Annotated in this window: 18 protein-coding genes; 13 read left to right on the plus strand and 5 right to left on the minus strand. The window is 45.7% G+C overall.

What is annotated here, in order from left to right; translation table 11 throughout:
• Positions 1-84: 84 nt before the first annotated feature.
• The 3 genes from AC23P2_RS16335 to AC23P2_RS16345 are packed head-to-tail and all read left to right on the plus strand — an operon-like array spanning position 85 to position 4,442.
• Positions 85-2,835, plus strand: coding sequence for a S8 family serine peptidase (locus AC23P2_RS16335; protein WP_487774183.1), 2,751 nt, complete (start codon positions 85-87; stop codon positions 2,833-2,835).
• A gap of 60 nt (positions 2,836-2,895) precedes the next feature.
• Positions 2,896-3,885, plus strand: a complete 990-nt coding sequence (locus AC23P2_RS16340; RefSeq protein ID WP_487774184.1) for a YheT family hydrolase — start codon at positions 2,896-2,898, stop codon at positions 3,883-3,885.
• Positions 3,882-4,442, plus strand: a complete 561-nt coding sequence (locus tag AC23P2_RS16345; protein WP_487774185.1) for an NTP transferase domain-containing protein — start codon at positions 3,882-3,884, stop codon at positions 4,440-4,442. Before AC23P2_RS16340 ends, AC23P2_RS16345 begins: the two co-directional genes overlap by 4 nt.
• A gap of 3 nt (positions 4,443-4,445) precedes the next feature.
• Here AC23P2_RS16345 and AC23P2_RS16350 read toward each other — a convergent pair whose 3' ends face one another.
• Positions 4,446-5,297 carry an alpha/beta hydrolase gene (locus AC23P2_RS16350; RefSeq protein ID WP_487774186.1) on the minus strand — a complete coding sequence of 284 codons (852 nt, stop codon included), beginning with the start codon at positions 5,295-5,297 and terminating at the stop codon, positions 4,446-4,448.
• Between the two features lie 72 nt (positions 5,298-5,369).
• On the opposite strand from AC23P2_RS16350, the gene AC23P2_RS16355 reads away from it, so the two are divergent.
• Positions 5,370-6,854: a xylulokinase gene (locus AC23P2_RS16355; protein ID WP_487774187.1), complete on the plus strand. Its 1,485-nt coding sequence runs from the start codon at positions 5,370-5,372 to the stop codon at positions 6,852-6,854.
• 83 nt (positions 6,855-6,937) lie between these two features.
• On the plus strand, positions 6,938-7,111 hold the full coding sequence (locus AC23P2_RS16360; protein ID WP_487774188.1) for a hypothetical protein: 174 nt from the start codon (positions 6,938-6,940) through the stop codon (positions 7,109-7,111).
• A gap of 108 nt (positions 7,112-7,219) precedes the next feature.
• On the opposite strand, the gene secDF is transcribed toward AC23P2_RS16360, so the two are convergent.
• Both secDF and AC23P2_RS16370 read right to left on the minus strand, forming a co-directional pair.
• Entirely contained in the window at positions 7,220-10,291 is a 3,072-nt protein-coding gene (gene secDF / locus AC23P2_RS16365) for a protein translocase subunit SecDF (protein ID WP_487774189.1), read from the minus strand.
• 165 nt (positions 10,292-10,456) lie between these two features.
• Positions 10,457-10,825, minus strand: a complete 369-nt coding sequence (locus AC23P2_RS16370; protein ID WP_487774190.1) for a hypothetical protein — start codon at positions 10,823-10,825, stop codon at positions 10,457-10,459.
• Between the two features lie 150 nt (positions 10,826-10,975).
• Between AC23P2_RS16370 and AC23P2_RS16375 the strand changes: the two genes are divergently transcribed.
• The 3 genes from AC23P2_RS16375 (at position 10,976) to accC (ending at position 13,664) form a co-directional block, all read left to right on the plus strand.
• A complete protein-coding gene (locus AC23P2_RS16375; protein ID WP_487774191.1) occupies positions 10,976-11,656 on the plus strand; it encodes a hypothetical protein in 681 nt (226 codons plus the stop codon).
• Positions 11,653-12,078 carry a heavy metal-binding domain-containing protein gene (locus AC23P2_RS16380; RefSeq protein WP_487774192.1) on the plus strand — a complete coding sequence of 142 codons (426 nt, stop codon included), beginning with the start codon at positions 11,653-11,655 and terminating at the stop codon, positions 12,076-12,078. The genes AC23P2_RS16375 and AC23P2_RS16380 overlap by 4 nt, the downstream gene beginning before the upstream one ends.
• Positions 12,079-12,164: 86 nt before the next feature.
• A complete protein-coding gene (gene accC, locus AC23P2_RS16385) occupies positions 12,165-13,664 on the plus strand; it encodes an acetyl-CoA carboxylase biotin carboxylase subunit (protein ID WP_487774193.1) in 1,500 nt (499 codons plus the stop codon).
• A 95-nt stretch (positions 13,665-13,759) separates the two neighbouring features.
• Here accC and AC23P2_RS16390 read toward each other — a convergent pair whose 3' ends face one another.
• Entirely contained in the window at positions 13,760-14,173 is a 414-nt protein-coding gene (locus AC23P2_RS16390) for a DoxX family protein (protein ID WP_487774194.1), read from the minus strand.
• Between the two features lie 134 nt (positions 14,174-14,307).
• Between AC23P2_RS16390 and AC23P2_RS16395 the strand changes: the two genes are divergently transcribed.
• The 4 genes from AC23P2_RS16395 (at position 14,308) to AC23P2_RS16410 (ending at position 20,918) form a co-directional block, all read left to right on the plus strand.
• Positions 14,308-14,757, plus strand: coding sequence for a hypothetical protein (locus tag AC23P2_RS16395; RefSeq protein WP_487774195.1), 450 nt, complete (start codon positions 14,308-14,310; stop codon positions 14,755-14,757).
• A gap of 83 nt (positions 14,758-14,840) precedes the next feature.
• A complete protein-coding gene (locus AC23P2_RS16400; RefSeq protein WP_487774196.1) occupies positions 14,841-16,034 on the plus strand; it encodes a TolC family protein in 1,194 nt (397 codons plus the stop codon).
• Positions 16,031-17,767, plus strand: a complete 1,737-nt coding sequence (locus AC23P2_RS16405; RefSeq protein WP_487774197.1) for an efflux RND transporter periplasmic adaptor subunit — start codon at positions 16,031-16,033, stop codon at positions 17,765-17,767. Before AC23P2_RS16400 ends, AC23P2_RS16405 begins: the two co-directional genes overlap by 4 nt.
• 1 nt (position 17,768) lies before the next feature.
• Positions 17,769-20,918, plus strand: coding sequence for an efflux RND transporter permease subunit (locus AC23P2_RS16410; protein ID WP_487774198.1), 3,150 nt, complete (start codon positions 17,769-17,771; stop codon positions 20,916-20,918).
• On the opposite strand, the gene AC23P2_RS16415 is transcribed toward AC23P2_RS16410, so the two are convergent.
• Positions 20,915-21,310: a helix-turn-helix domain-containing protein gene (locus AC23P2_RS16415; RefSeq protein WP_028523628.1), complete on the minus strand. Its 396-nt coding sequence runs from the start codon at positions 21,308-21,310 to the stop codon at positions 20,915-20,917. The genes AC23P2_RS16410 and AC23P2_RS16415 overlap by 4 nt on opposite strands.
• 329 nt (positions 21,311-21,639) lie before the next feature.
• On the opposite strand from AC23P2_RS16415, the gene AC23P2_RS16420 reads away from it, so the two are divergent.
• Positions 21,640-22,023, plus strand: a complete 384-nt coding sequence (locus AC23P2_RS16420; protein ID WP_487774199.1) for a hypothetical protein — start codon at positions 21,640-21,642, stop codon at positions 22,021-22,023.
• Positions 22,024-22,249 lie beyond the last annotated feature (226 nt).

Here is a 22,249-nt window from a genome sequence, read left to right on the forward strand (position 1 = left end):
CGCGCGCTGTACTTGAAAGGAATGGCAATTATTTTACCCCTTACACTATTATTTTTTTTTACTCGGCTGATAAACAGGTGCTTTATGGTGCTCTGTTTATCAGCCGCTACTTTCTTCGTTGGCGCTCAAGCGCAAGTTATACCACTTTTGAAGAACGATTCGGCCTCCCATTTCTTCATCAACAACCTTCAACAACGCTATACCCAAAATCGTCAATGGGCGCTCAAAAATGCCAAAAAGAAGGGTTGGTTTACTAGCAAAAAATATGCCAACGGACGAATTTTGACTTTGCAAGGGGTGGACGCAGTCGGCGAACCTGTCTATTATACCAGTCATAATGTCGTCGCTTCGATGGGAACACATACCACGGGGCTCTACGTTGGCGGAGCGCTTGGCGTGGACTTAAAAGGTGATTTGCCTGAACTCGACGGACGTCTGTGTATCTGGGATGGTGGCTTACCGCGTTTGTCTCACGTAGAATTTGGAGGTAGAATTCGCCTGAAAGACCAAAGCACAGTGTTGAGTGACCATGCAACCCACTTGTCGGGAACAATGGCGGCGGCGGGGGTCAATCCGCAAGTGAAAGGGATGGCTTATGGAGCAAAATTGGATGTTTGGGATTATACCGATGATTTGGTGGAAATGGCGCAAGAAGCGTCTCGAATGCTCATCTCAAATCATGCCTATGGCCCCGTTGTGGGTTGGGTTTTTAACGAAAATCGCCCAGGAACCAACCCCAACCTTAAATGGGAATGGTGGGGAAATACGTCAATTAGTGCAACAGAAGATTATCGTTTTGGGTTTTATGACGACAAAGCCCGCGATTTAGACCAACTGGCCGCAAATAGCCCCTATTATTTAATCGTAAAATCGGCCGATAACAAACATGCCGAAACGGGGCCACCTATTGGGTCTCCCTATTTTTTGAGAAATACCAGTCAAACCAGTTTGCTAGAACGCAGCCGCAATGATGGCTATGATGCCATTCCGTCGGAAGCGAATGCTAAAAATATTTTAACGGTGGGCGGAGCAGCTATTCAACTGCAAGGAACGACCATTACTGATTTTAAAGTGGCTGATTTTAGTGGCTGGGGGCCTACGGACGACGGGCGAATCAAGCCAGATTTGCTGGGTGTTGGGAGTAACATTATTTCCTCGATTGCCTCCTCAAACAATGCCTATGCGACCATGTCGGGGACTTCTACCGCCAGCGCCAATGTATCAGGCTCGCTGATTTTGTTACAAGAGCTTTTTTATCGTCGCCAAAATTATTTTATGCGTTCGGCTACGTTGAAAGGCTTGGTACTTCACACTGCAAGTACCCCCAAAGGGAAGGTTGGCCCCAGTTATGAATACGGATGGGGCTTGCTGAATGCCGAAAAAGCAGCTCAAGTCCTGCTTAATTCGGTGAATCGACACGTATTGTTGGAAAATACGTTGAAACAAAACGAAACCTACCAACAAAAAGTCATCGCCGCAGGTACCGAACCGCTGATAGTAACACTCTCATGGACTGACCCTGAAGGGAGTGCCACGGGGATTTCCACCCAAAATGTCGATAGTCCTTCGTTGAAATTAATCAATGATTTGGACGTTCGGCTGACCGACGAAACAGGTACAACCTACTTTCCTTGGGTGCTTGATCCTACCAAACCAACTCAGGCGGCAACAGGCGGTGACAATATTCGGGACAATGTGGAGCAGGTACTCATTCTGACGCCTCCGACGGGAAAGGTTTATACCGTGACCGTACGGCATAAACGTACCTTGAAAAATAACGGACAACCCTACACACTGATTATGAGCGGTGTAAAGCCGCAAGATTGTGTGGCAGCAGTGCAAATGCTGAAAGGACAAGACACGACCATTTGTAGCAGCAATAAAGTGCAGCTGCAAGTGCAGGGAGACAACGCCATCACCTATCAATGGCTGAAAGATGGAAACGTGATTGGCACCACCACCACGCCTTCATACGAAATTACGCAAGCAGGAGTGTATAGTGTAAAAGCCATCGGGTATCAGTGTTCGGCACAATCGAAAACAATATCGGTTGCGGTAACCAATGTCAATGCCAAAATAACGCCAGAAGGTACCGCCACTATTTGCGCGGGCACGCCTATTTTACTGACTGCCAGTGCGGGTTCGGGATATAGATATCAATGGCGTCGGGATGGAGAAAATATTGCTGGCGCAACCACCTCAACCCTCAATCCTACCGAAGCTGGGAATTACAGTGTGGTGATTACAGCAGGGCGCTGTGTGGTTACAACCCCGTCCACCCAACTTGTTTCTTCGCTACAGCGTCCCGTAATTTCAACCAATAGTGGGACAATTATTCCGCCCAGTGGAAGTATTCGTCTTACAACGAGTACAGGAGAAGGAATGACGTATCGCTGGTTTTTGAATGGTACGGTGATTCCTACAGCAACAGGGCCACGATTGGTGGCAGCCCTCGCAGGAAAATATAGTGTAGAAATTACCCAGCGAGGTTGTTCGATTGCGTCAAAAGTACTTGAGCTCACCAACACCCAATACGCGCCCAATAGCCCGATTACAAACAATCCACCCGAAATTTTAATCTTAAAAGAAAAGCTCTCGCTGTACCCCAATCCCGTGGTCGATGCTTTGACGGTGGCGTACGAATCGGACAATACGTACGATTTAACGGCCGAAATCATCACCAACGATGGACGAACGCTCGCGCAAAAGCTTCTTTATGACAATGGAAGCGTTTTCTTGAACCAGTTTGATGTATCAGAATTGCCTAATGGGCAGTATTTTATTCGGGTAAGCGACGGGCGACGGGTGATTGCAAAGCCTTTTATTAAGCACTGACAATAACGCTGAACTTTGACAAAGAAAAGCTATGTTTGTCTTTGTAAAGTCGTTTTGTTTATGCCTCTTTTGCGTACGCACACCCATCAGCCTCCACGGTGGCTTCCCAATGGCCACTATCAGAGCATATTTCCTGCCTTGTTTCGGAAAATTAAGCCACCGTATCAGCGTGAACGTCTCACAACGCTCGACGATGACTTTCTGGATATTGATTGGAGTTTCGCACCCTCAACTTCTGCTGATATTGCGAAAAAACCTCCTTTGGTGATTCTTTCGCATGGATTGGAAGGAAGCAGCACGCGTCAGTATATCACAGGAATGGTACGTTTATTGAATCACCATGGATACGATTGCTTGGCGTGGAACTACCGCAGTTGTAGCGGAGAAATCAATCGTCAGCTTCGATTTTATCACAGTGGCGAAACATCGGATTTGGACTTTGTGGTGAAGTATGCCATTGCCAAAGGCTATACTGAGATTTCGCTCATGGGCTTTAGTTTGGGGGGGAACGTAACGCTAAAGTACGCTGGCGAACGAGGAAAAACGCTACCCAATCAGGTTCATAAAGTGGTGGTTTTTAGCGTGCCAATGGATTTGTTGGGATGTAGCCGAAACATCGAAAAACCAGAAAATAAGGTTTATCTATGGCGTTTTTTGCAAACATTAAAGCCAAAAATTGAAGCCAAAGCTACCCAATATCCCGACCGTTTCGATGTTTCACAATGGGAGAAGGTAAAAACATTTTGGGATTTTGATCATATCTATACGGGGCCTCTTCATGGGTTTGGGGGAGCAGATGATTATTACCAACGTTGTAGTTCTAAATATTTTGTCGAAGGTATTACGGTGCCAACCCTCATTGTAAATGCTGAAAATGATCCGTTGGTTCCTTACCAAAGTTTGCCCATTAAGACCATTACAGAGATGCCCAATGTGTGGCTGGAACTTACTGCGCAAGGTGGTCATTGTGGGTTTCGACCCCGACGTTTTGACCAAAAAGGAGCTTATTGGTCGGAAGTAAGGGCACTCGATTTTTTGCAAAAACCATGAACGGGCTTATTCTGGTAGGAGGGCGTAGTACGCGCATGGGGGCTGACAAAAGCCAGCTTTCTTATCATGCGAAACCTCAGTGGGAACACTTATTTGAATTGGTTTCAGGTTTTGCCCCGACGTACTTATCGTGTCGTAAGGAGCAACAAGACTTGTTCGGACATACGCCTCTTTTATTGGATTCATTTGAGATTGGGCCAATGGGAGGAATTGCGAGTGCTTTTTTTGCCCAACCATCTATCCCGTGGCTGGTGGTGGCTTGCGATATGCCTTTTGTCAATCAAAAAACATTGGAATATTTGGTGGCATATCGGGAGGTGCACTTGCCTGCCACTGTTTTTAGACATCCCTCTACGGGATTCTTAGAGCCTTTGGTGGGGATTTGGGAGCCACTGTCCGAAAAGTGGTTGAGAGAAGCAATGGCGGAGGGAGAGTTTTCGCCCACCAAACTGTTACAAAAAATGGGCGTTCAAGGGCTTACTTGTCCCGACGAACGTTGGCTACAAAATATCAATACGCCTGAGGAGCGAGAAGAAGCAAAAGGGCAAGATTTCTAGGCATCAAAACGGCTTTTCGTATTTATCAAAAATCAAATCAAAACGGTCGTTGAGAATGTCCTCCAAATGGCGGTGATAATCTGGGAAATTCGGGAGGTTGTTGTGCCCGCCACCGTAAATCGGAATAAGGCGAGCCGATTGGGGAATGAGGTTCATCAACCGTACACTCGAACGAAACGGAATAAGAAGATCTTTCGTACCGTGAATGATATAAATGGGGCATTTGACGTAACGAATCCAGACATCAGTACGAATTGAAAATTTGAGAATGTAAGAGACGGGCAAAAAAGGTAAAAAGCGGGTAGTGAGGCGAGTAAAACTGTAGTAAGGAGCGTCTAAAATAAGCATTTTTGGGTGATTGGCCGAGGCCAGTTTTGTGGCAAAACCCGACCCCAAGGAGCGTCCATAAATGATGATTTTCTCTTCGGAGTAACCGTATTTAGAGCGCATTTTGTTGTAGATGTGCTGTGCATCGTTTTTGAGCCCTTCTTCGGTTTGTTTTCCTGTACTTTTTCCAAAGCCTCGGTAATCAATCATCAGAACGTCATAGCCGTGTTGGGTAAAATCTTTGGCGTATTTTGACCAGCCCTTGATGCTTCGCGTATTGCCGTGAAAATAGACCACGAGTCCTCGGGAAATGTCGTCTTGGTAAAAGCGAAGTGCGTTGATGCGGACATTGGGTTCGGGTTCAAAAAACAGTTCTTCAAAGGAATCTTCGTAATTATAAATAAAATCTTGCGGGAGTTTTTCGGGTTTAAAGATAAATTTGTGTTGAATAAAGTAGGCCAATAAGCACAACACGAGGTAAATGGCTCCAATCCAAATCAATCGTTCGGTAGTAAAAAAATCAAGCATTTGTTTTGGATAATTTTTTCTACGAAAATAACAACTTTTCCTTTATCGTAAACATCAAAATCAAACATATCAGTGAAATATCTTTTAGGCTATGACGTAGGCAGCTCGTCGGTAAAAGTTGCTTTATTAGACATTGAAACGGGAAAAGCGGTAGCCACTGCCACGTCTCCTGACCAAGAAATGGGCATGATTGCCCACCGTGCTGGCTGGGCAGAGCAGCATCCAGATAGCTGGTGGCAAGAAGCCGTAAATGCCACGCACAAACTCAAAAACAAATACAGCTTTTCGGCTGATTTGGTCGCAGGGATTGGGATTTCTTATCAAATGCACGGTTTGGTGGTGGTCGATAAAGACCTGCGCCCGTTGCGCCCATCCATTATTTGGTGCGATAGCCGCGCCGTTGAAATTGGAAACAAAGCATTTGCCGATATGGGAGGCGATGCTTGTTTGGGGCGTTTGTTGAACTCTCCTGGCAACTTTACCGCGTCGAAGCTCAAATGGGTGAAAGATAACGAACCTGATATTTATGGGCAAATTCGGCACTTTATGCTCCCAGGTGACTACCTAGCACTTCGGATGTCGGGTACGCCTCAAACGACCGTTTCGGGCTTGTCAGAAGGGATTTTCTGGGATTTTGCGGAGCAAAAAGTATCGCAGGCATTATTGGATTATTACGGATTTGACAACTCATTTATTCCAGAAATCGTCGGGACATTTGCTCCTCAAAGCCAACTTTCGGTATCGGCTGCGGCAGAACTAGGGCTCAAAGCAGGCATCCCAATCGCCTATCGCGCAGGGGATCAGCCCAATAATGCTTTTTCACTCAATGTTCTCAACCCTGGGGAAGTAGCCACCACGGCAGGAACGTCGGGGGTAGTATATGGAATCAACGCCCAGCCTACTGCTGATCCACTTTCGAGGGTAAATAGCTTTGCCCACGTCAACAGTACACCAGAGGCCCAGCGCAACGGGGTATTGTTGTGCGTCAACGGAACGGGAATTTTGAACAGTTGGGTGCGTCGTTTTGCAGGTGGACTGGGTTATGATGAAATGAATCAGCTGGCAGCCCAAACACCTATCGGAGCGGAAGGACTCACATTTTTGCCATTTGGAAACGGAGCCGAACGTGTCTTGGAAAACCGCTTGGTAGGAGGCCATTTACAAGGGCTAAACTTCAATACCCATTCGTCGGCGCACGTTTTCCGAGCTGCTCAAGAGGGAATCGTCTTTGCACTTAATTACGGATTACAAGTAATGAGCCAAATGGGCGTAGAAACACAGACGGTGCGGGCGGGCCATGCCAACTTGTTTTTGAGTCCACTTTTCCGCGAAGCCTTTGCTAATACAACAGGCGCTACTATCGAACTGTACGACACCGACGGAGCGCAAGGAGCAGCGCGTGCGGCAGGAATTGGCGTAGGGGTTTACGACGTGAAGTCGGCATTTGAAGGTTTAAATCAAATCGCAACTTTTGAGCCAAATGAGGCACTTCGCGCAGTCTATGCAGAAAATTATGCCCGTTGGGAGCAAGCACTCAATAAAGCATTGGGAGAATAAATCGCAAAAGGAGAAGGGCGTCGAACGTTTTTTTGCCTAAATTGCGGCGATATTTTTCTTCAACCACTCAAACATTGATTTCAATGGAAGCTCATAAGGAACAAGAAGTTGGTCCAGGGGTGTTGATTACATTCTATGTTTTGATTGTAGTATTATTGTTCACTTTTGGTGATGTATTGACGGGTATTGTTGGTACACTTATCCAAAGTGCAGTTTTTGCAGGATACTATAATAGTCTTCACAAAAGCATTGACTAGCTAACAACACAACCAAACAAAAAACGGAAGGCATCGCCTTCCGTTTTTTGTTTGGTGTTAAGCCGAACGAGGTTTATACTAAATATACCTCGTTCGGTTAGAAACTTCTTATTTTTTCAAAGAAGGCTTAATCAAAGGCGCTTTTTTCTCTTTTTTAGGCTTTTCTTGTTGCTCTTCGTCTTGCGGAGCTTCCAATTCACCTACACCATCTGGGAAGTCAGAGATAAGGCGAGTTGGAGTAGCTTTTTTGGCATCAGCTGGAAGGCTATCTTCTTTTTCTTGTGCACGCGTAAGCGAGTCAACCACAATAGGAGTTGCCACAAACAATGAAGAATAAGTACCTACAATAACCCCAATCAACATGGCGAAGGAGAATCCACGAATTACCTCTCCGCCAAATAGGAAGAGAATAAGGAGTACCAAAATCGTGGCAATACCTGTTACTGCTGTGCGACTAAGTGTACTGTTCAAGGCATTGTTGATAACTGTTGAGATATTCTCTTTTTTACCACGGTTGTCATTGAGGTATTCACGTACGCGGTCAAAGATTACGACGGTATCGTTCATCGAGTAACCCATGATTGTCAACATCGCACCCACAAAAGCTTGGTCAACGTCCAATGAGAAGGGAAGAATTCCGTTGAAAATAGAGAAAACGGCCAATGTAACGAGTACGTCGTGGAACAATGCCACCACAGAACCCCACACAAAGCCCATCTTACGGAAACGAAGGAAGATATAAATCCCCACAATCAACACGGCAAGCAAGATAGACTTCAATGAACTCATGATAAGGTCATGGGCAATCGTTGGTCCTACTTTTTGCGAGCTTTGGATGGTTGCTTTATTCCCGATTTTGCTTAGACCTTCGTTAAGTTTAAGTTCAGCACGCTTATCGGAGTCAGGAGCAGTGTCTTCGGCCAAATAACTGGTCGTGATTTTTACCTGTTCGTTGGCACCGATACCCGTTCCACCGTATGTTTTTACTTCTGGTGCAGCACCAAATGGTTCAGTCAAAGCTTCTCTGACCTCAGTTGTAGTCACTGATTTTTCAAAACGTACGACGTAGCTACGTCCACCTTTGAAATCAACACCGAGACCAAATCCTTTGAAAATCATGGAGATAATACCCGCTGCGACAATCACCGATGAAATCGTGTAATAAACACGACGGCGAGAGATAAAATCAAAATGTGTGTCTTGGAACCAATTTTTTGAGAAATTAGAGAAAAACTCAATTTTGTTTCCTTTGCCAACCCACCACTCTAAAATAATGCGTGATACAAATAGCGCCGCAAAAAGTGAGGTTACAATACCAATCACGAGGGTAGTAGCAAAACCAAGAATAAGACCAGTACCTAAGAAGAACAAAATCCCACCTGTAAGTAAGGTCGTAATGTTTGAGTCTAAGATAGAAGGAAGGGCATGTTTGAAACCATCTGCTATTGCAAGTTTTAAGTCTTTGCCCGAAAGTAATTCCTCTTTAATACGCTCATATACAAGTACGTTGGCATCGACGGCCATACCAATTGTAAGCACAATACCTGCAATACCAGGAAGTGTAAGAACCGCACCCAAAGAGGCCATGATACCCATCAAGAAGAACAGGTTAATAACCAAGGCGATGTCGGCAATAAAACCAGATTTGTTGTAATAGAACAACATAAATACCAATACGACCAATAATCCAACCAATGACGAGATTACCCCCGAGTTGATTGATTCGCTACCAAGGGTTGCACCCACAACCGCTTCTTCAACGATGGTAGTTGGAGCTGGCAATTTACCTGCTTTCAACACGTTGGACATGTCCTTGGTTTCTTCTACGGTAAAGCTTCCTGTGATGCTTGAGTTTCCGTTCGGGATTTCGTTTTGGACGTTAGGCGCTGTATAAACAAAACCATCGAGGATGATTGCTACTTGGCGACCTACGTTTGCGGCAGTAAGGTTTTTCCATTTACGGGCACCTTCGGCATTCATGCGCATGGTTACTTCTGGGCGGCCACGATCATCATAGTCATTGCCAGCGTCCACAATCACATCTCCTTCAAGTGGTGCTTTACCGCCTGATTTTTTGATGAAATAAACACCAATAATTTCGTTACGCTTATCAAGTGTTTCTACACCTTTACGGTTCCACATAACGATTAAGTCTGATGGGAACATTGCCTTTACTTCTGGGCGAGCCAAAATTTCGTTAGCACGAGCGGTATCTTTGGCATATACGCCTAGTTCGCCTTGTGAAATAGGCACAAACAAGCTCGCCAAACCAGTTTGGTTGGCCGTCGTGTCTGTTTTGGTCGTATCCGTTTTTGCTCCTTTAGCCAATTGTGATGCAAGGTCAGATGCTTTACTAGTGTCAGCAGCAGCAGAACCTTTGGTAGCAATCTTTTTCTCCAAATCCAACTGTGTCAAGTAAGCGCCGAGTGAATTAAGGGCAGGAGAAATTTCGTTAAGTGTATATACTTCGCAGAATTCCAATTTGGCAGAACCTGTCAAAAGGCGACGCACACGCTCAGGATCATCTACCCCAGGCAACTCAATCAGGATGCGGCCTGTTCCTGGCAAACGCTGAATGTTCGGGTTAGCAACCCCAAATTTGTCCACCCGTTGTTGGATGATTTGGAACGCACGGCTAGTAGCACCATCTACTTCTGTTTTTAAGAAAGCGGTTACCTCACTGTCAGAAGAAGTACTGTTGATTTTGCCACGGTTGGTGCTGTTCGCAAAAATTTGTGCCAATGAAGTGGAAGGCGCCAAACGCTTAAATTCAGTTACAAACAAATCAACGAAGTTAGATTGGCTTGATTTCTGAGCTTCAACGGCTTTTTTCAAGGCTTCTGTTACTTGGCTATTGCGGGCATTGCCACCTGCCAAACCTTTCATAATATCGGTAGGAGCTACTTCCAATACCACGTGCATACCGCCTTGAAGGTCAAGACCTAAGCCAAGTTCGCGTTGTGTTACTTCTTGATACGTAGAACCTAAATAAACAGGCTCGCGGCGAAGAGAATCTAAATAGCGTTCTTTTTTCTTGGTGTCAACGACACCGTCTTTTCCAGTAGCAAACGCTTCTGCATCGCTACGGATGCTGCGCGCTACAAACGTAAATGACAAGTAGTAAATGCTCAAAAGCGCTACTACCACCGTCAAAATCCAAATACCAAGTCTGTTTTGCATTAGTTTATGATTGATAAAATTGGTTTACAATAATTGAATTTGTGTTTCCCGAAAGGATGTTTTCGAGAAGGTGAACAATAAAAAGGAATAAAATACGGAGATACAGTTTTGCCCTACCTGTCTAAATTGGACACCATAGGCACAAAACAGCAACGACAGCGTTCCTTAGGGGGCGTTGCTAGCAATAAAGTGGCCGAAGACGTTTCGGAAAAAGGAGAAAAAATAGTAGAAAACATCAAATCGCTTCGGAAGAAGACTGACCGAAGGAAGTTCGATGTACCAAATACTTGGGAGTAGGTAGAAGGTTTGCTCAAAATCAAACGAAATAGCGGGAGCTACTACGGCCTCCAACGACATTGCCTGAATGACAGGACGCTCGTCGTTGTTTTGTTGTTTTTTAGCAGTTTGTTCGGCAACGGGCTTTTTCGGACTAACTTTACGGAGCGACAATGCTTGTCCCGCTGTTGCCGTAAAAAGCAACAATAAGGCCAGCGCCGCAGAAAAAAACCGTGTGTAAAGTTTCCGTTGTTTCATAAAAATAATTTGCTCAGAAAAGCGGTGACAAATTTCGTACCATTTTTTTTGTTAAACAAGTACCTCTATTTTTTATGTTGCCTGTTTTGTCTATATCTTTCTTGGAAATATTACAAATTGCTCTCTGAAGCTCCTTTTTTAATAAAAAATATGCTTTCAACTGTATCTCTCCCGCCGCCTTCTATCGTGGCTCCTGCCCCGTGGTCGTTGACAGGAAATGGCTATATTTTCTTGTACCGTTTGCCTGAAAAATTTGTTAGAGAAAAGTGTTTTTTGTTTGATTATCAAAGAGATAACTATAAAGGATTACTGGCAAGTATGATGCTGGTCGATTACCATACTACCCCTATTGGTCCTTACCGCGAATTGTTGTTTATTCCAGGGGTATTTGAACTGTTGGAAAAAAACACGTTTTCGATTTCAAAAATTTATGTTTCTGACGCAAATAGTGTCTGGAACGGCATCGAAAATTGGGGGATTCCCAAAGAATTGTGTGATTTTGACTTTCAAGCCCTTGATGACCGTACCGACAAGTTGGTGGCAAAACAGGGAAATTCCTCCTTCTTTGAAGCGACAATACGCCGAGGGAATTTTTCGTTTCCTTTAACAACGGCCTTTTTGCCTTTGCGCATTACGCAGCAACTCCGCGACGAGTGGGTATTGACGCAGCCTAGCGCGAAAGGAAAGGCTTATTTTGGAAAACTGACCGACATCAACGTAAATGCGGCCTTGTTTCCTGACATTGCTCCTTTCAAACCGTGGGGAGTATTGGTTGTAAAAAACTTTACAATGACGTTTCCCGTTGCAAACTTTAGAAAAATTGAACCATGAGATTTCTTCGACAACTTTTTCCTTTTACGTATTTGGTAGTCATTTTGCTGGGTGCATTTTCGTGTGCGCGACCTGTAACAACCCCTGATGGCGGCCTAGGGATTCCGATTAAGTTGGCCGATGCCACTTATCCGATTGATGTATTTTACGAAAATCAGCCTACAACGCGGGTTTACACCCCCATTGGCCCCGTGAAAGTAGAAAAGGAAGTGCCGTTGAGTAACCAGCAAACCAAAGGCGGACGAATGCTATACCGTGGCAATGACGAAGAACAAAAAAAGGCTTTGCTTGATCAATTGATCATTCAGGCGACAAGCATGGGCGCTCATGCCATCGTAAACGTCAAATACCAATATTACACAGGAAAAGATTACCAAGGTTTTGTCATGGCAGGAACGGCGGTGAAGTACGGGAATCAGTAGCTATACTGTTTTACCAAGATAATTTTATGACACTAAACGATATGTTGTAACTTTCGGTGCCTTTATAGAAAAATACCTAGCTGTTCATGCGCAAAATCAACAAACTTCTGGTCGCTAACCGTGGGGAAATTGCCCTTCGGGTGATGCGGACTGCCCGCGAAATGGGCATTAAAACGGTAGCCGTTTACAGTGAAGCCGATCGTCATGCTTTGCACGTACGCTATGCCGACGAGGCAGTATGTATTGGCCCTGCGGCTTCTTCGGAGTCGTATTTACGGGGAGATAAAATCATTGACGTATGTAAAAAATTGGGCGTTGATGCTATTCATCCAGGGTACGGCTTTTTGTCGGAGAATGCCAAATTCTCGCAGATGGTCAAGGACGCGGGCCTCATTTTTGTGGGACCTTCGGCAGAAAGTATCGAAATCATGGGCGATAAATTATCCGCAAAACGGGCGGCGGCTAAATACAACATTCCAATGGTACCTGGCACACCCGATGCCGTAACCGATCGCGCGGAGGCCAAGGTCATTGCGGGACAAATTGGGTATCCTGTCTTGATTAAGGCAAGTGCGGGAGGGGGAGGAAAAGGAATGCGCATTGTCGAAAATGAAGCGGAATTTGACGAGCAAATGGAGCGCGCCGTGAGTGAGGCTATTTCGGCTTTTGGCGACGGAGCGGTGTTTGTTGAAAAGTACGTGGCCTCGCCGCGTCATATCGAAATTCAGGTATTGGGCGACCAACATGGGAATATTATTTATCTTTTTGAGCGGGAGTGTTCAGTACAGCGTCGTCACCAAAAAGTAGTGGAAGAAGCGCCATCCTCGTGCCTTACCCCCGAAATTCGGGAAGCAATGGGGAAATGTGCTGTGGACGTAGCCCGTTCATGCGGGTACTATGGCGCGGGTACGGTGGAGTTCATCGTCGATGATAAGCTGAATTTTTATTTCCTCGAAATGAATACGCGTCTCCAAGTAGAACACCCCGTGACGGAGATGATTACGGGCGTTGACTTGGTACGTCAGATGATTTATATTGCCGAAGGTCAAGAACTTCAACTCAAGCAAGAAAATCTTGAAATCAACGGACACGCGATGGAGATTCGGGTGTATGCCGAAGACCCAACGAATAACTTCCTGCCCGACGTTGGAAATCTAAAAACGTACGTGCGTCCGCAAGGAAATGGCGTTCGGGTGGACGATGGTTTTGAACAAGGCATGGACATCCCGATTTATTATGACCCCATGATTGCTAAACTCATCACTCACGCGGCGACACGTCAGGAGTCGATTGATAAAATGGTAAGGGCTATTGACGAATATGAAATCACTGGAGTACAAACAACTCTTGCATTTTGCCGTTTTGTGATGCTGCACGAGGCGTTTACTTCTGGCAACTTCGATACGCATTTTGTCAAGCACTACTTTACCCCCGAAGTTCTTAAAAAAGAGGCCAATCAGGAAGAAATCGAAGTAGCGGCAGCGTTGGTGGCCTATTTAATGAATCAAACCCAACAACCTACCAGCGCTACTACAATGGCTCCCGTAGCGACAAAAAGCAAGTGGAAAACCAACCGAGTGAAGTAGGAGAGTTTTGAATTACGAGATTTTGTAGTAAATAGTGGAGAGGGTTGCTTACAACCCTCTTTTTTTCGTGCTTAGGGTTGCTGACAACCCGATTCTTAGAAAGTATATAAGACCAGTCCTCCCGCCGCCATCAAAAAATAGGGTACAAGCGAAGCAGCCCCTGCGTAATCTTGCGCCAGCCGTTGCCCAAAAAACAAGCACACTAGCGAAACTCCCCCCAGACACATGCCCGAAGCAGCCACCACGTCGGCTAGATCGCTTCCGAGCAGCAAAAGCACTACGCCAACCAAGGATACCAATCCTGCCGATGTCTCAAGCAAGGTAATGGCAGGCATCAGCGCGCCAACGCTGGAAGCCAACGGTGATTTTTTAAAATGGTCTTTAAAATAGTCGAGGTTGCCTTGGTAATGGAAAACCTTATCAAGACCCGATTGGGTAAATAAGATGCCATTGAAAGCGGCAAACAGGATTTTTGCAAGTACTAATACAGGAAAGCCGAGAATTGTCATGGTCGTTTAGGAGTTATCTTTTGGTGCAATTATACTAAAACGCAAGAGGTTTTGACAGACTTATTTTATGCTTTTTGCTACCTGAAACCCTGTTGCACGCGCTTTTGATTTATTTTTGCTAAAAATCGGTTTTGATGAAAAAGCTTCTGAAACAGTTTTTGGCATTGATAATGGCGCTGCTGGCCCTTTGGGCAGGCAATGGCTATGGCGTGCTGGAACATTCGTGCCAGGAGCATGGAACACATCGACATATAATTTCAAGCTGGGCCGAAACGTCGTGTGAACACCAACAGCACGAAGACGAACATCATCACCACCACCACGCGGCCGCTTCGGGTTTTCAGACCCATGAAGAAGAAGGGCAAGTCAACTTTGTGGATTGTTATGCCGAAGTTACGACCAAAGCCTTGGCGTTTTCCTCTACGGTTTTTGCTCCTTTTATTCCCTCTTTTGCTACATTTTTCTACAAGACTCACCTTGCCCAAACGGGCGAGATACGTACTGCTTTTTTTGAACCACCCTACGTTTTTCGACGAACGTACGGGCGTTTTCTTCTCGCGCTGGTGCAGTGCTTTTTGATTTAGAAACAAAGAAAAATGTACAAATGGGCAATTTGCCCACTTGCCTCTTACTTTTTCTCAGTTTTTAAATCAAACCTTCATTTTTGATGAACACTTATTGGCAAAAGTCAGCCTTGACGGTTGGACTTGGGTGGTTGTTGAGTACTTGGGCGTGGTCGCAACGTACTCTGACGCCCGACGAAGCGGTGGAAGCAGCGCTCAAAAACAGCCATGCGTTGAAAGCTTCGAGTTTGGTGATAAAGCAAAACGAGCAACTCATTCATTCCACCCGAACGATTCCTAATCCTGAACTGACGTTCGATAGTCCTACGGGGGTATTTTATACCTTGGGAGTGCAGCAAAGTTTTCGTTTGCCTACGGTTTATCACCAGCAAGCACAATTACAGCAAGCATACGTAGGATTGGCTCAAAAAGAGCAAAAAATCACCGAAAATGAGTTGAAGTTTCGGGTAAAATGGACGTATCTCAATGCGCAATTTGGGCAGTCGTACCTTCGACAACTTCAAAGTCAGGACAGCGCTTACGCTCAAATCGCCATTGCCGCAAAGAGAAGCTTTGAAGTAGGTACCATCGACAAGCTGGCGTTGGTATTTGCAGAAACGCAAGCGGCGGAACTCCGTAACCAAGTGGCGATGGCTACTCAAGAGGTAATCTTGCAAAAAAATCAACTAGGGGTATTGATGGGGAATGCGCTCGCGCCAGAGGTAGCAGTACTTCCGATGGACAAAATGCCGCTGCCTATAGATACCGTAGGCGATGTGGGGGCTGCTCCGCTTGTGGAAATGGCAAAGCAAATGGAAGTGGTTGGTCAAAAGGTAGTTGGCGTAGAAAAAAGCAGTCGACTGCCCAGTTTTATGGTAGGTTATTACAATCAAGGAACGCCAGAAACTCGGATGGGGCTTCGTCTGCGGGCAGGGGTGAGTATCCCGCTTTGGTGGAAGCAATACAAAAGCCGAATTGAGGCTGCCCAAACGGCGCAAGAAGTCGCCCATGAGCGGACGGAGTCACAAAAACAGTTACTATCACTCGACTTACAAATGGCTCAAAATGAGGCAGCCAAATTTCGAACGTCACTGATGTACTACCAAAGTGTGGCCCTACTACAAGCCAATACGATTATCGAAACAGCCCGTCGTTTTTTTGAAAATGGTCAAACCGACTACATTAACTTTCTACGAACGACCAACGATGCTTACACCATCAAACTTCGCTACATCGAAACGCAACGTAATTATTTTCAGTCGATTTTGACCATACAACACTTAACAGGAAATTTATGAAAAAGATAGATAAACCCCTGCCCTTTTTAAATAAACATATTTGTCTGTTGATATGCTTCCTTTGGGGGATTGGGAGCTTTACTTATGCTCAGCACATGCACGCCGATGGGACCATGCACGATGATCATGACCACGGAGCACATGAACCTGCGGCTGAAACCATCAAAGTGAAAAAAGTGGAGGCGGTATCGGATCGCTATGAGTTGGTGCTTAAATACGAACATCTTCATGCCAATGAAGCGGGAAAATTGATGCTTTACCTAGCCGACCCCGCTACCAATCAGCCTATTAGTAATGCCAAAATACTTCTTTCTACTTCGCTTGATTCAAAGGCAAAATTTGATGTAAAACCCAAAGAGGCTGGCGTATATGAAATTACGTCGCACTTTAGTCGGGAAAGAACGTTTTCGTTGACCGCTAAAATAGAAGGCATCAATGGGCCTGATTTGATGATGCTCAAAGGGGTATTGGTGGGGCATGATGAATCGGAGCATTCGCACGAAGAAGCCAATGGGCAAACAGGCCAATGGCAAATGTGGGTGATGTTCGGTGGGGGGCTTGTTATAGGTTTATTAGTCATGTTTTTGGCCATGAGAAAAAATCGAACCCTTTTTTCGATTCTTCTCATCGGCGCTTGCCTTTTTCCAACCTACCAACCTAGCCAAGCCCAAGACGATGGCCACGACCACGGGGACGGAAGTAAACAAACTCCCGCTGCCATGGGCGATGAGTTTGAAGTGCCAAAGGAAACTCAATTCTTGTTTGAAGTACTCACCAATCCTGTTCAAGCGGGCAACTTCCGTGAAACTACCCAGCTTTATGGAACAGTAATTCCTGCCTCAACGGGGATGGCGGTGGTGCAGACGCCGCAAGTAGGGCGTATTGTGTCGCTCAATGCCCGCGTTGGACAACGCGTCGCGAAAGGGCAGACCTTGGCCGTAGTAGAGCAGACCATCGACGCCAGTACGCAAGTGAATCTGCAAGCCGAGCGCAACAACCTAGAGGTGGAATTGGCGACGGCTCAAAAAGAATACGAGCGCCTAAAAAAAATTGAGGACATTGCCGCCAAACGTGATATGTCCGAAGCCGAAGCGCGACTTCGTAAGGCGCAGGAAAATCTTAAAATATTTAACAATATAGCTAAAAATGGCAAAGGAAATAGTCGTTTGGTCGCACTTACGGCACCAATTGCGGGCGTAGTAGCACCATTTGCGGTGGCCATTGGTTCGACGGTAGGAACGGGCGAAACGCTTTTTACCATCACCAACCTCAGCAAAGTATATGTTGAAGCACAGGTGTTTGAACAAGATGCCGATAAGGTTCGCCTAGGAAAAAGCTTCGAGGTGGAATGCCAACGGGACAGTGAAAAGCATAAAACCAACCGCGTACGGTTATTGTCGGCAGCGCAAGTAGTGAATGCCAACCAATCGCAAAAAATGCTTTTTGAAGTCGAAAATCCCGATGGTGACTTTAAAATTGGCGAATACGTGACCGTTCGGGCGCAAGCAAGCGACACAAATAAGACGGTGGCCTTGCCCAATAGCGCTTTAAGTCAACTCAACGGTAAACCTTGTGTCTTTGTAAAAGAGTCGCCTGAGCGTTTCAGAGTGACGTATGTAGCGATTGGAAATAACAATGGAGAATATACGACCCTCTTGAAGGGAGTTCATTCGGGAGAAAAAGTCGTGGTGTCTTCGTCGTATCAATTGAAAATGATTTTCCTAAACCAGTAATATGCTCGATAGAATAATAAAGTTTTCGCTAAACAATCGGCTGATTGTATTGGCGTTTGCGGGGATATTGTTGGTAGGAGGAACCTATACGGCGATTCGACTGCCCATTGATGTATTGCCCGATTTGAACCGTGCCCGCGTGACGATATTCTTAGAATCCAACGGTTTAGCTCCCGAAGAAATAGAAACCCAAGTTGTATTACCCGTCGAAACAGCCCTCAATGGCGCACCAGGGGTAGAGTCGGTGCGAAGCAGTTCGGCAATCGGCTTGGGGATGGTCTATGTGGAATTTGACTGGAATATTGAAATCTACCGTGCGCGGCAGTTGGTGGCCGAAAAGCTGCAAACCGTGACTTTGCCCAACGGAATTAAGCCCATCATGGGGCCTATCTCGTCGGTAATGGGGCAGTTTATGTACGTCGGAATGAGTGCAGACAGTACTTCGCCTGCTGAGCTTCGAACCTTGGCCGATTTTACCGTTCGGCGCCGATTGCTGACCATCAAAGGAGTGGCACAAGTGATTCCGATTGGAGGCGAGCGTTTACAGTACCAAGTGCAGGTGTCAAGTGTAAAACTCAAGCAGTTTGGCGTAGGGCTCGACGAATTGGAAAAGGCGTTGTCGCTTTCATCGCGCAATACTACAGGAAACTTTTATTACGAATACGGTTCGGAAGTGTTGATTCGAAACGTAGGGCGGGCGGAATCGCTGGACGATTTGGCTAATACGGTCGTAACTAGCCGAAATGGCCAACCTGTGTTACTCAAACAAGTGGCCGATGTAAAGTTTGGAGCGGCTTTTAAGCGAGGCAACGGGAGCATCAACGGAAAGCCTGCGGTGATTATGGCGGTAGAAAAACAACCAGGCGCCAATACCGTGGCTTTGACCGACGAGGTCGAGAAAGCCTGTCAGGAACTTCAGCCTGCCTTACCGCGCGATGTATCGTTGAATCCAAAGATTTTCCAGCAAAAATCATTCATCGAAAACTCTATTCGCAATGTCACCGAGGCATTGCGGGATGGGTTTATATTGGTGGTGGTGATTTTATTCCTGTTTTTGATGAATCTCCGTACGACTTTTATTACGCTGACAGCCATTCCGTTGTCGTTAGTAATGACGGCCATTATTTTTCAAATGTTTGATATTTCCATCAATACCCTGACGTTGGGCGGGCTGGCCATTGCCATCGGCGAATTGGTGGATGATGCCATTGTCGATGTTGAGAATGTCTTTCGGCGTTTAAAAGAAAACCAAGCCGCAGGTAATCCCAAATCAACGCTTCGGGTGGTGTATGAAGCCAGTTCCGAAGTGCGTAATTCGATTGTCTATGCCACTATCATTGTCGTTCTCGTATTTGTGCCATTGTTTTTTATGGAAGGCGTCGAAGGACGGATTTTTGCGCCGTTGGGGTTGGCCTACATTACTTCCATCACCGCTTCGTTGCTGGTATCGCTTACTGTCACGCCCGTGTTGTGTAGTGTACTCAGCCCCCTACCAAGCCCCCAACCCCCCAAAGGGGGCTTAAATAATAAAGCCCCCTTTGGGGGGTTGGGGGCCGACACTCCTCTCGTCCGCTGGCTTAAAAAACAAGACAATAAACTGTTGAGTTGGGCGCTCCAACGTCCCAAGGCTATTATTGGGGCGGCGGTTTTGCTGATTGTGGTTTCGGTTGGTACGCTTCCCTTTTTAGGGACTGAGTTTTTGCCACCCTTTAACGAAGGCTCGTTTACTATCAACCTCATTGCTCCTCCTGGTACTTCGTTGGAGGAATCGAATAGGTTGGGGACATTGGCCGAAAAACTCATGTTGGAAGTCCCCGAAGTAGAATATGCCAGTCGCCGCACGGGGCGGGCCGAACTCGATGAACACGTCGAACCTGTCAGTAGGTCAGAAATTGAAGTCGAATTAAAACCTGAAAGTAAGCGTAGTCGGGACGAAATCGTTGCTGAAATTCGGAAAAAATTATCGGTGATGAAGGGGGTTACCATTGGTGTGGGGCAGCCTATTTCACACCGAATTGAACACCTGCTTTCGGGAGTGCAGGCGCAAATAGCGCTTAAACTCTACGGAAACGACTTAGCCGAACTCCGTACGACCGCAGGACAAATCAAAAACTTGATGCAGGGGATTGAGGGCGTAGTGGACTTGAGCATTGAGCGCCAAGTGATGGTGCCTCAGTTGCAGATTCGTATCAAACGCGACGCGCTCCAACGTTTTGGATTGCAGGCAGGAAAAGTGGCGGAGGAACTGGAGGTGTTTTACAACGGAAAAGTAACGGGACAAATGTACGACGGACAAAAAACGTTTGATATTCTCATCCGTGCCAACGAACACGAACGTTCCAACCTCGAAGCCATTCGCAGCACTCAAATCAGTACGCCCGACGGTACATTGGTGCCTTTGGAGCAGATTGCTGACATTGAGCAAACCGTAACCGTTAACCAAGTCATGCACGAAAATACCCAGCGGCGCATGGTGATTTCGGCCAACGTTCAAGAGCGGGATTTGGGAAGTACGGTGGCCGAAATCAAGGAGAAAGTGAGCAAGTTGCAACTTCCACAAGGTACGTATGTCGTTTATTCGGGGCTGATTGAGAGTCAAGAGTCAGCTACGCAGCTCATAGGTTTGTTAAGCCTTCTTTCAATTGTAAGTATTTTCTTGGTGCTTTTCACCCATTTCAAATCAAGCCGTATTGTGTTACAAATTATGCTAAACGTCCCGTTGGCACTGGTAGGAAGTGTCGTAGCGGTGTTAATTTCAGGGGGAGTATTTTCGGTGGCAACGTTGGTAGGTTTTATTACGCTGACAGGGATTGCCAGTCGCAACGGTATCATGATGATTTCGCATTACATCCACCTTGTCGAACACGAGGGGGAGCATTTTGGGAAAGAGATGATTATCCGTGGTTCGCTCGAACGCCTCGTTCCAGTGCTGATGACGGCTCTAGTGGCCGCTTTGGCGCTTATCCCACTTACGCTCGACCCTCAAGCGGCGGGGAAAGAAATTCTTTACCCCGTGGCAACGGTTATTTTGGGAGGATTGATTTCTAGTACGCTACTCGATATGGTTGTCACGCCCGTGGTATTTTATGTTTTTGGAGAAAAAGCCCTAGAAAGTTATTTTAAAGAGAAAAACAAAGTGAAAGAGTTTTAGGCATGTTCTAAAATAAACGCGGGGTCGATGGCTAATTTTTGATAAAGTCGTTTAGCTAAATCCATGTTGACTTTACGCTTGCCCGTCATCACTTCTGAGAGCCGGGTAGGCGTGATGTCAAGTAGTGCTGCTAGGTCTTTTTGTTTCAATTTTAACTGAAACATTTTTAAACTCAGCATGTCAGAAAGCGTTTGGGGTGTCGGGATTTGCAAAGGCATGATTGGGATAGCGTCTTCGTAAGCTTCTGCTTGTAAAGATAAATTTCGGAGACGTTCTGTTTCTTCGGGAGAAAGGCTTGTAAAGCCTCCATTATGAGTAGCTTTCTGTAAAAACGTCTCAATTTCAGCCATTACTTGCTTATACTCAGCTTCAGTTTTTAGTAGGGGAGTCATTGTTTAAATAGTGGTTGAGTCAATTTTGTCGTATTCTGCGTGAGTTCCTATAAAACGAATAAATGATGACCAATTGCGTTTTTGCTTTGTGTTATAAAAATACAAAAATCAAAATTAAATAAACAAAATCAAAATTACTCTTTTTGTTAAAACGTAACCACATCCCGACTTCAATGTTTATCTGTCCCCCTCAAAAACTTGTTTTATAGAACGTTTACAAGAGAATATTGGGGGAAAGTATAAAAAACAGCAGAAACCGCTAATTATTTGCGAGCGATAAACTTTTTCTCGTAGATACTGGTTAGATTTACGAAATATTCATCCACTTCATGCTGTTTCATCAACGCATACGACAAACCATTGCGCAGGGCTTCTTGGTGTTATTCACCTTGATGCTTCTCAATAGCATTGTGTTTCGCCATGCGCACAAGCTCTCAAGTGGAAAGGTGATTACCCACGCTCACCCTTACAAAGCTTCCAATCCTAATTCGCCTTTTCAGCCCAACGACCATACCAAAAACGAATTGTTTTTGTTGGATTCGTTGACCAACGCTACCTACGCCGCACTTACGCTATCGGTGGCATTGGTAGTTTTGAAGCGGCTGGTTGTCAACTTTGCTCCTCGTACCTCATTTTACTTATTAGCAGCCTATCGAACTCCTTTTTTTGGAGATTTCTCCCTTCGAGGGCCGCCAACTACTACCCACTCATAGTCTTCGATTTGATGGGAAATAAGTAGTACGTACTAATCAGCACACAGACGTAACTGGGCAAAATCGGTTTTTATCAAACGGATAAGAGCGTGTGCGTACATTTATTTATTTCCTTCAAAATGAAGGCTCTCTCCTTTTAAATTTGTTGTCTGCCACCCACGCGTTGCGTGTGGTTGTCATCGACTCATTTTCGTATCATTTCATTTTACGTCGGCACTTCGAGGGC

Source organism: Runella sp. R0.1_18 (genome assembly GCF_057652155.1).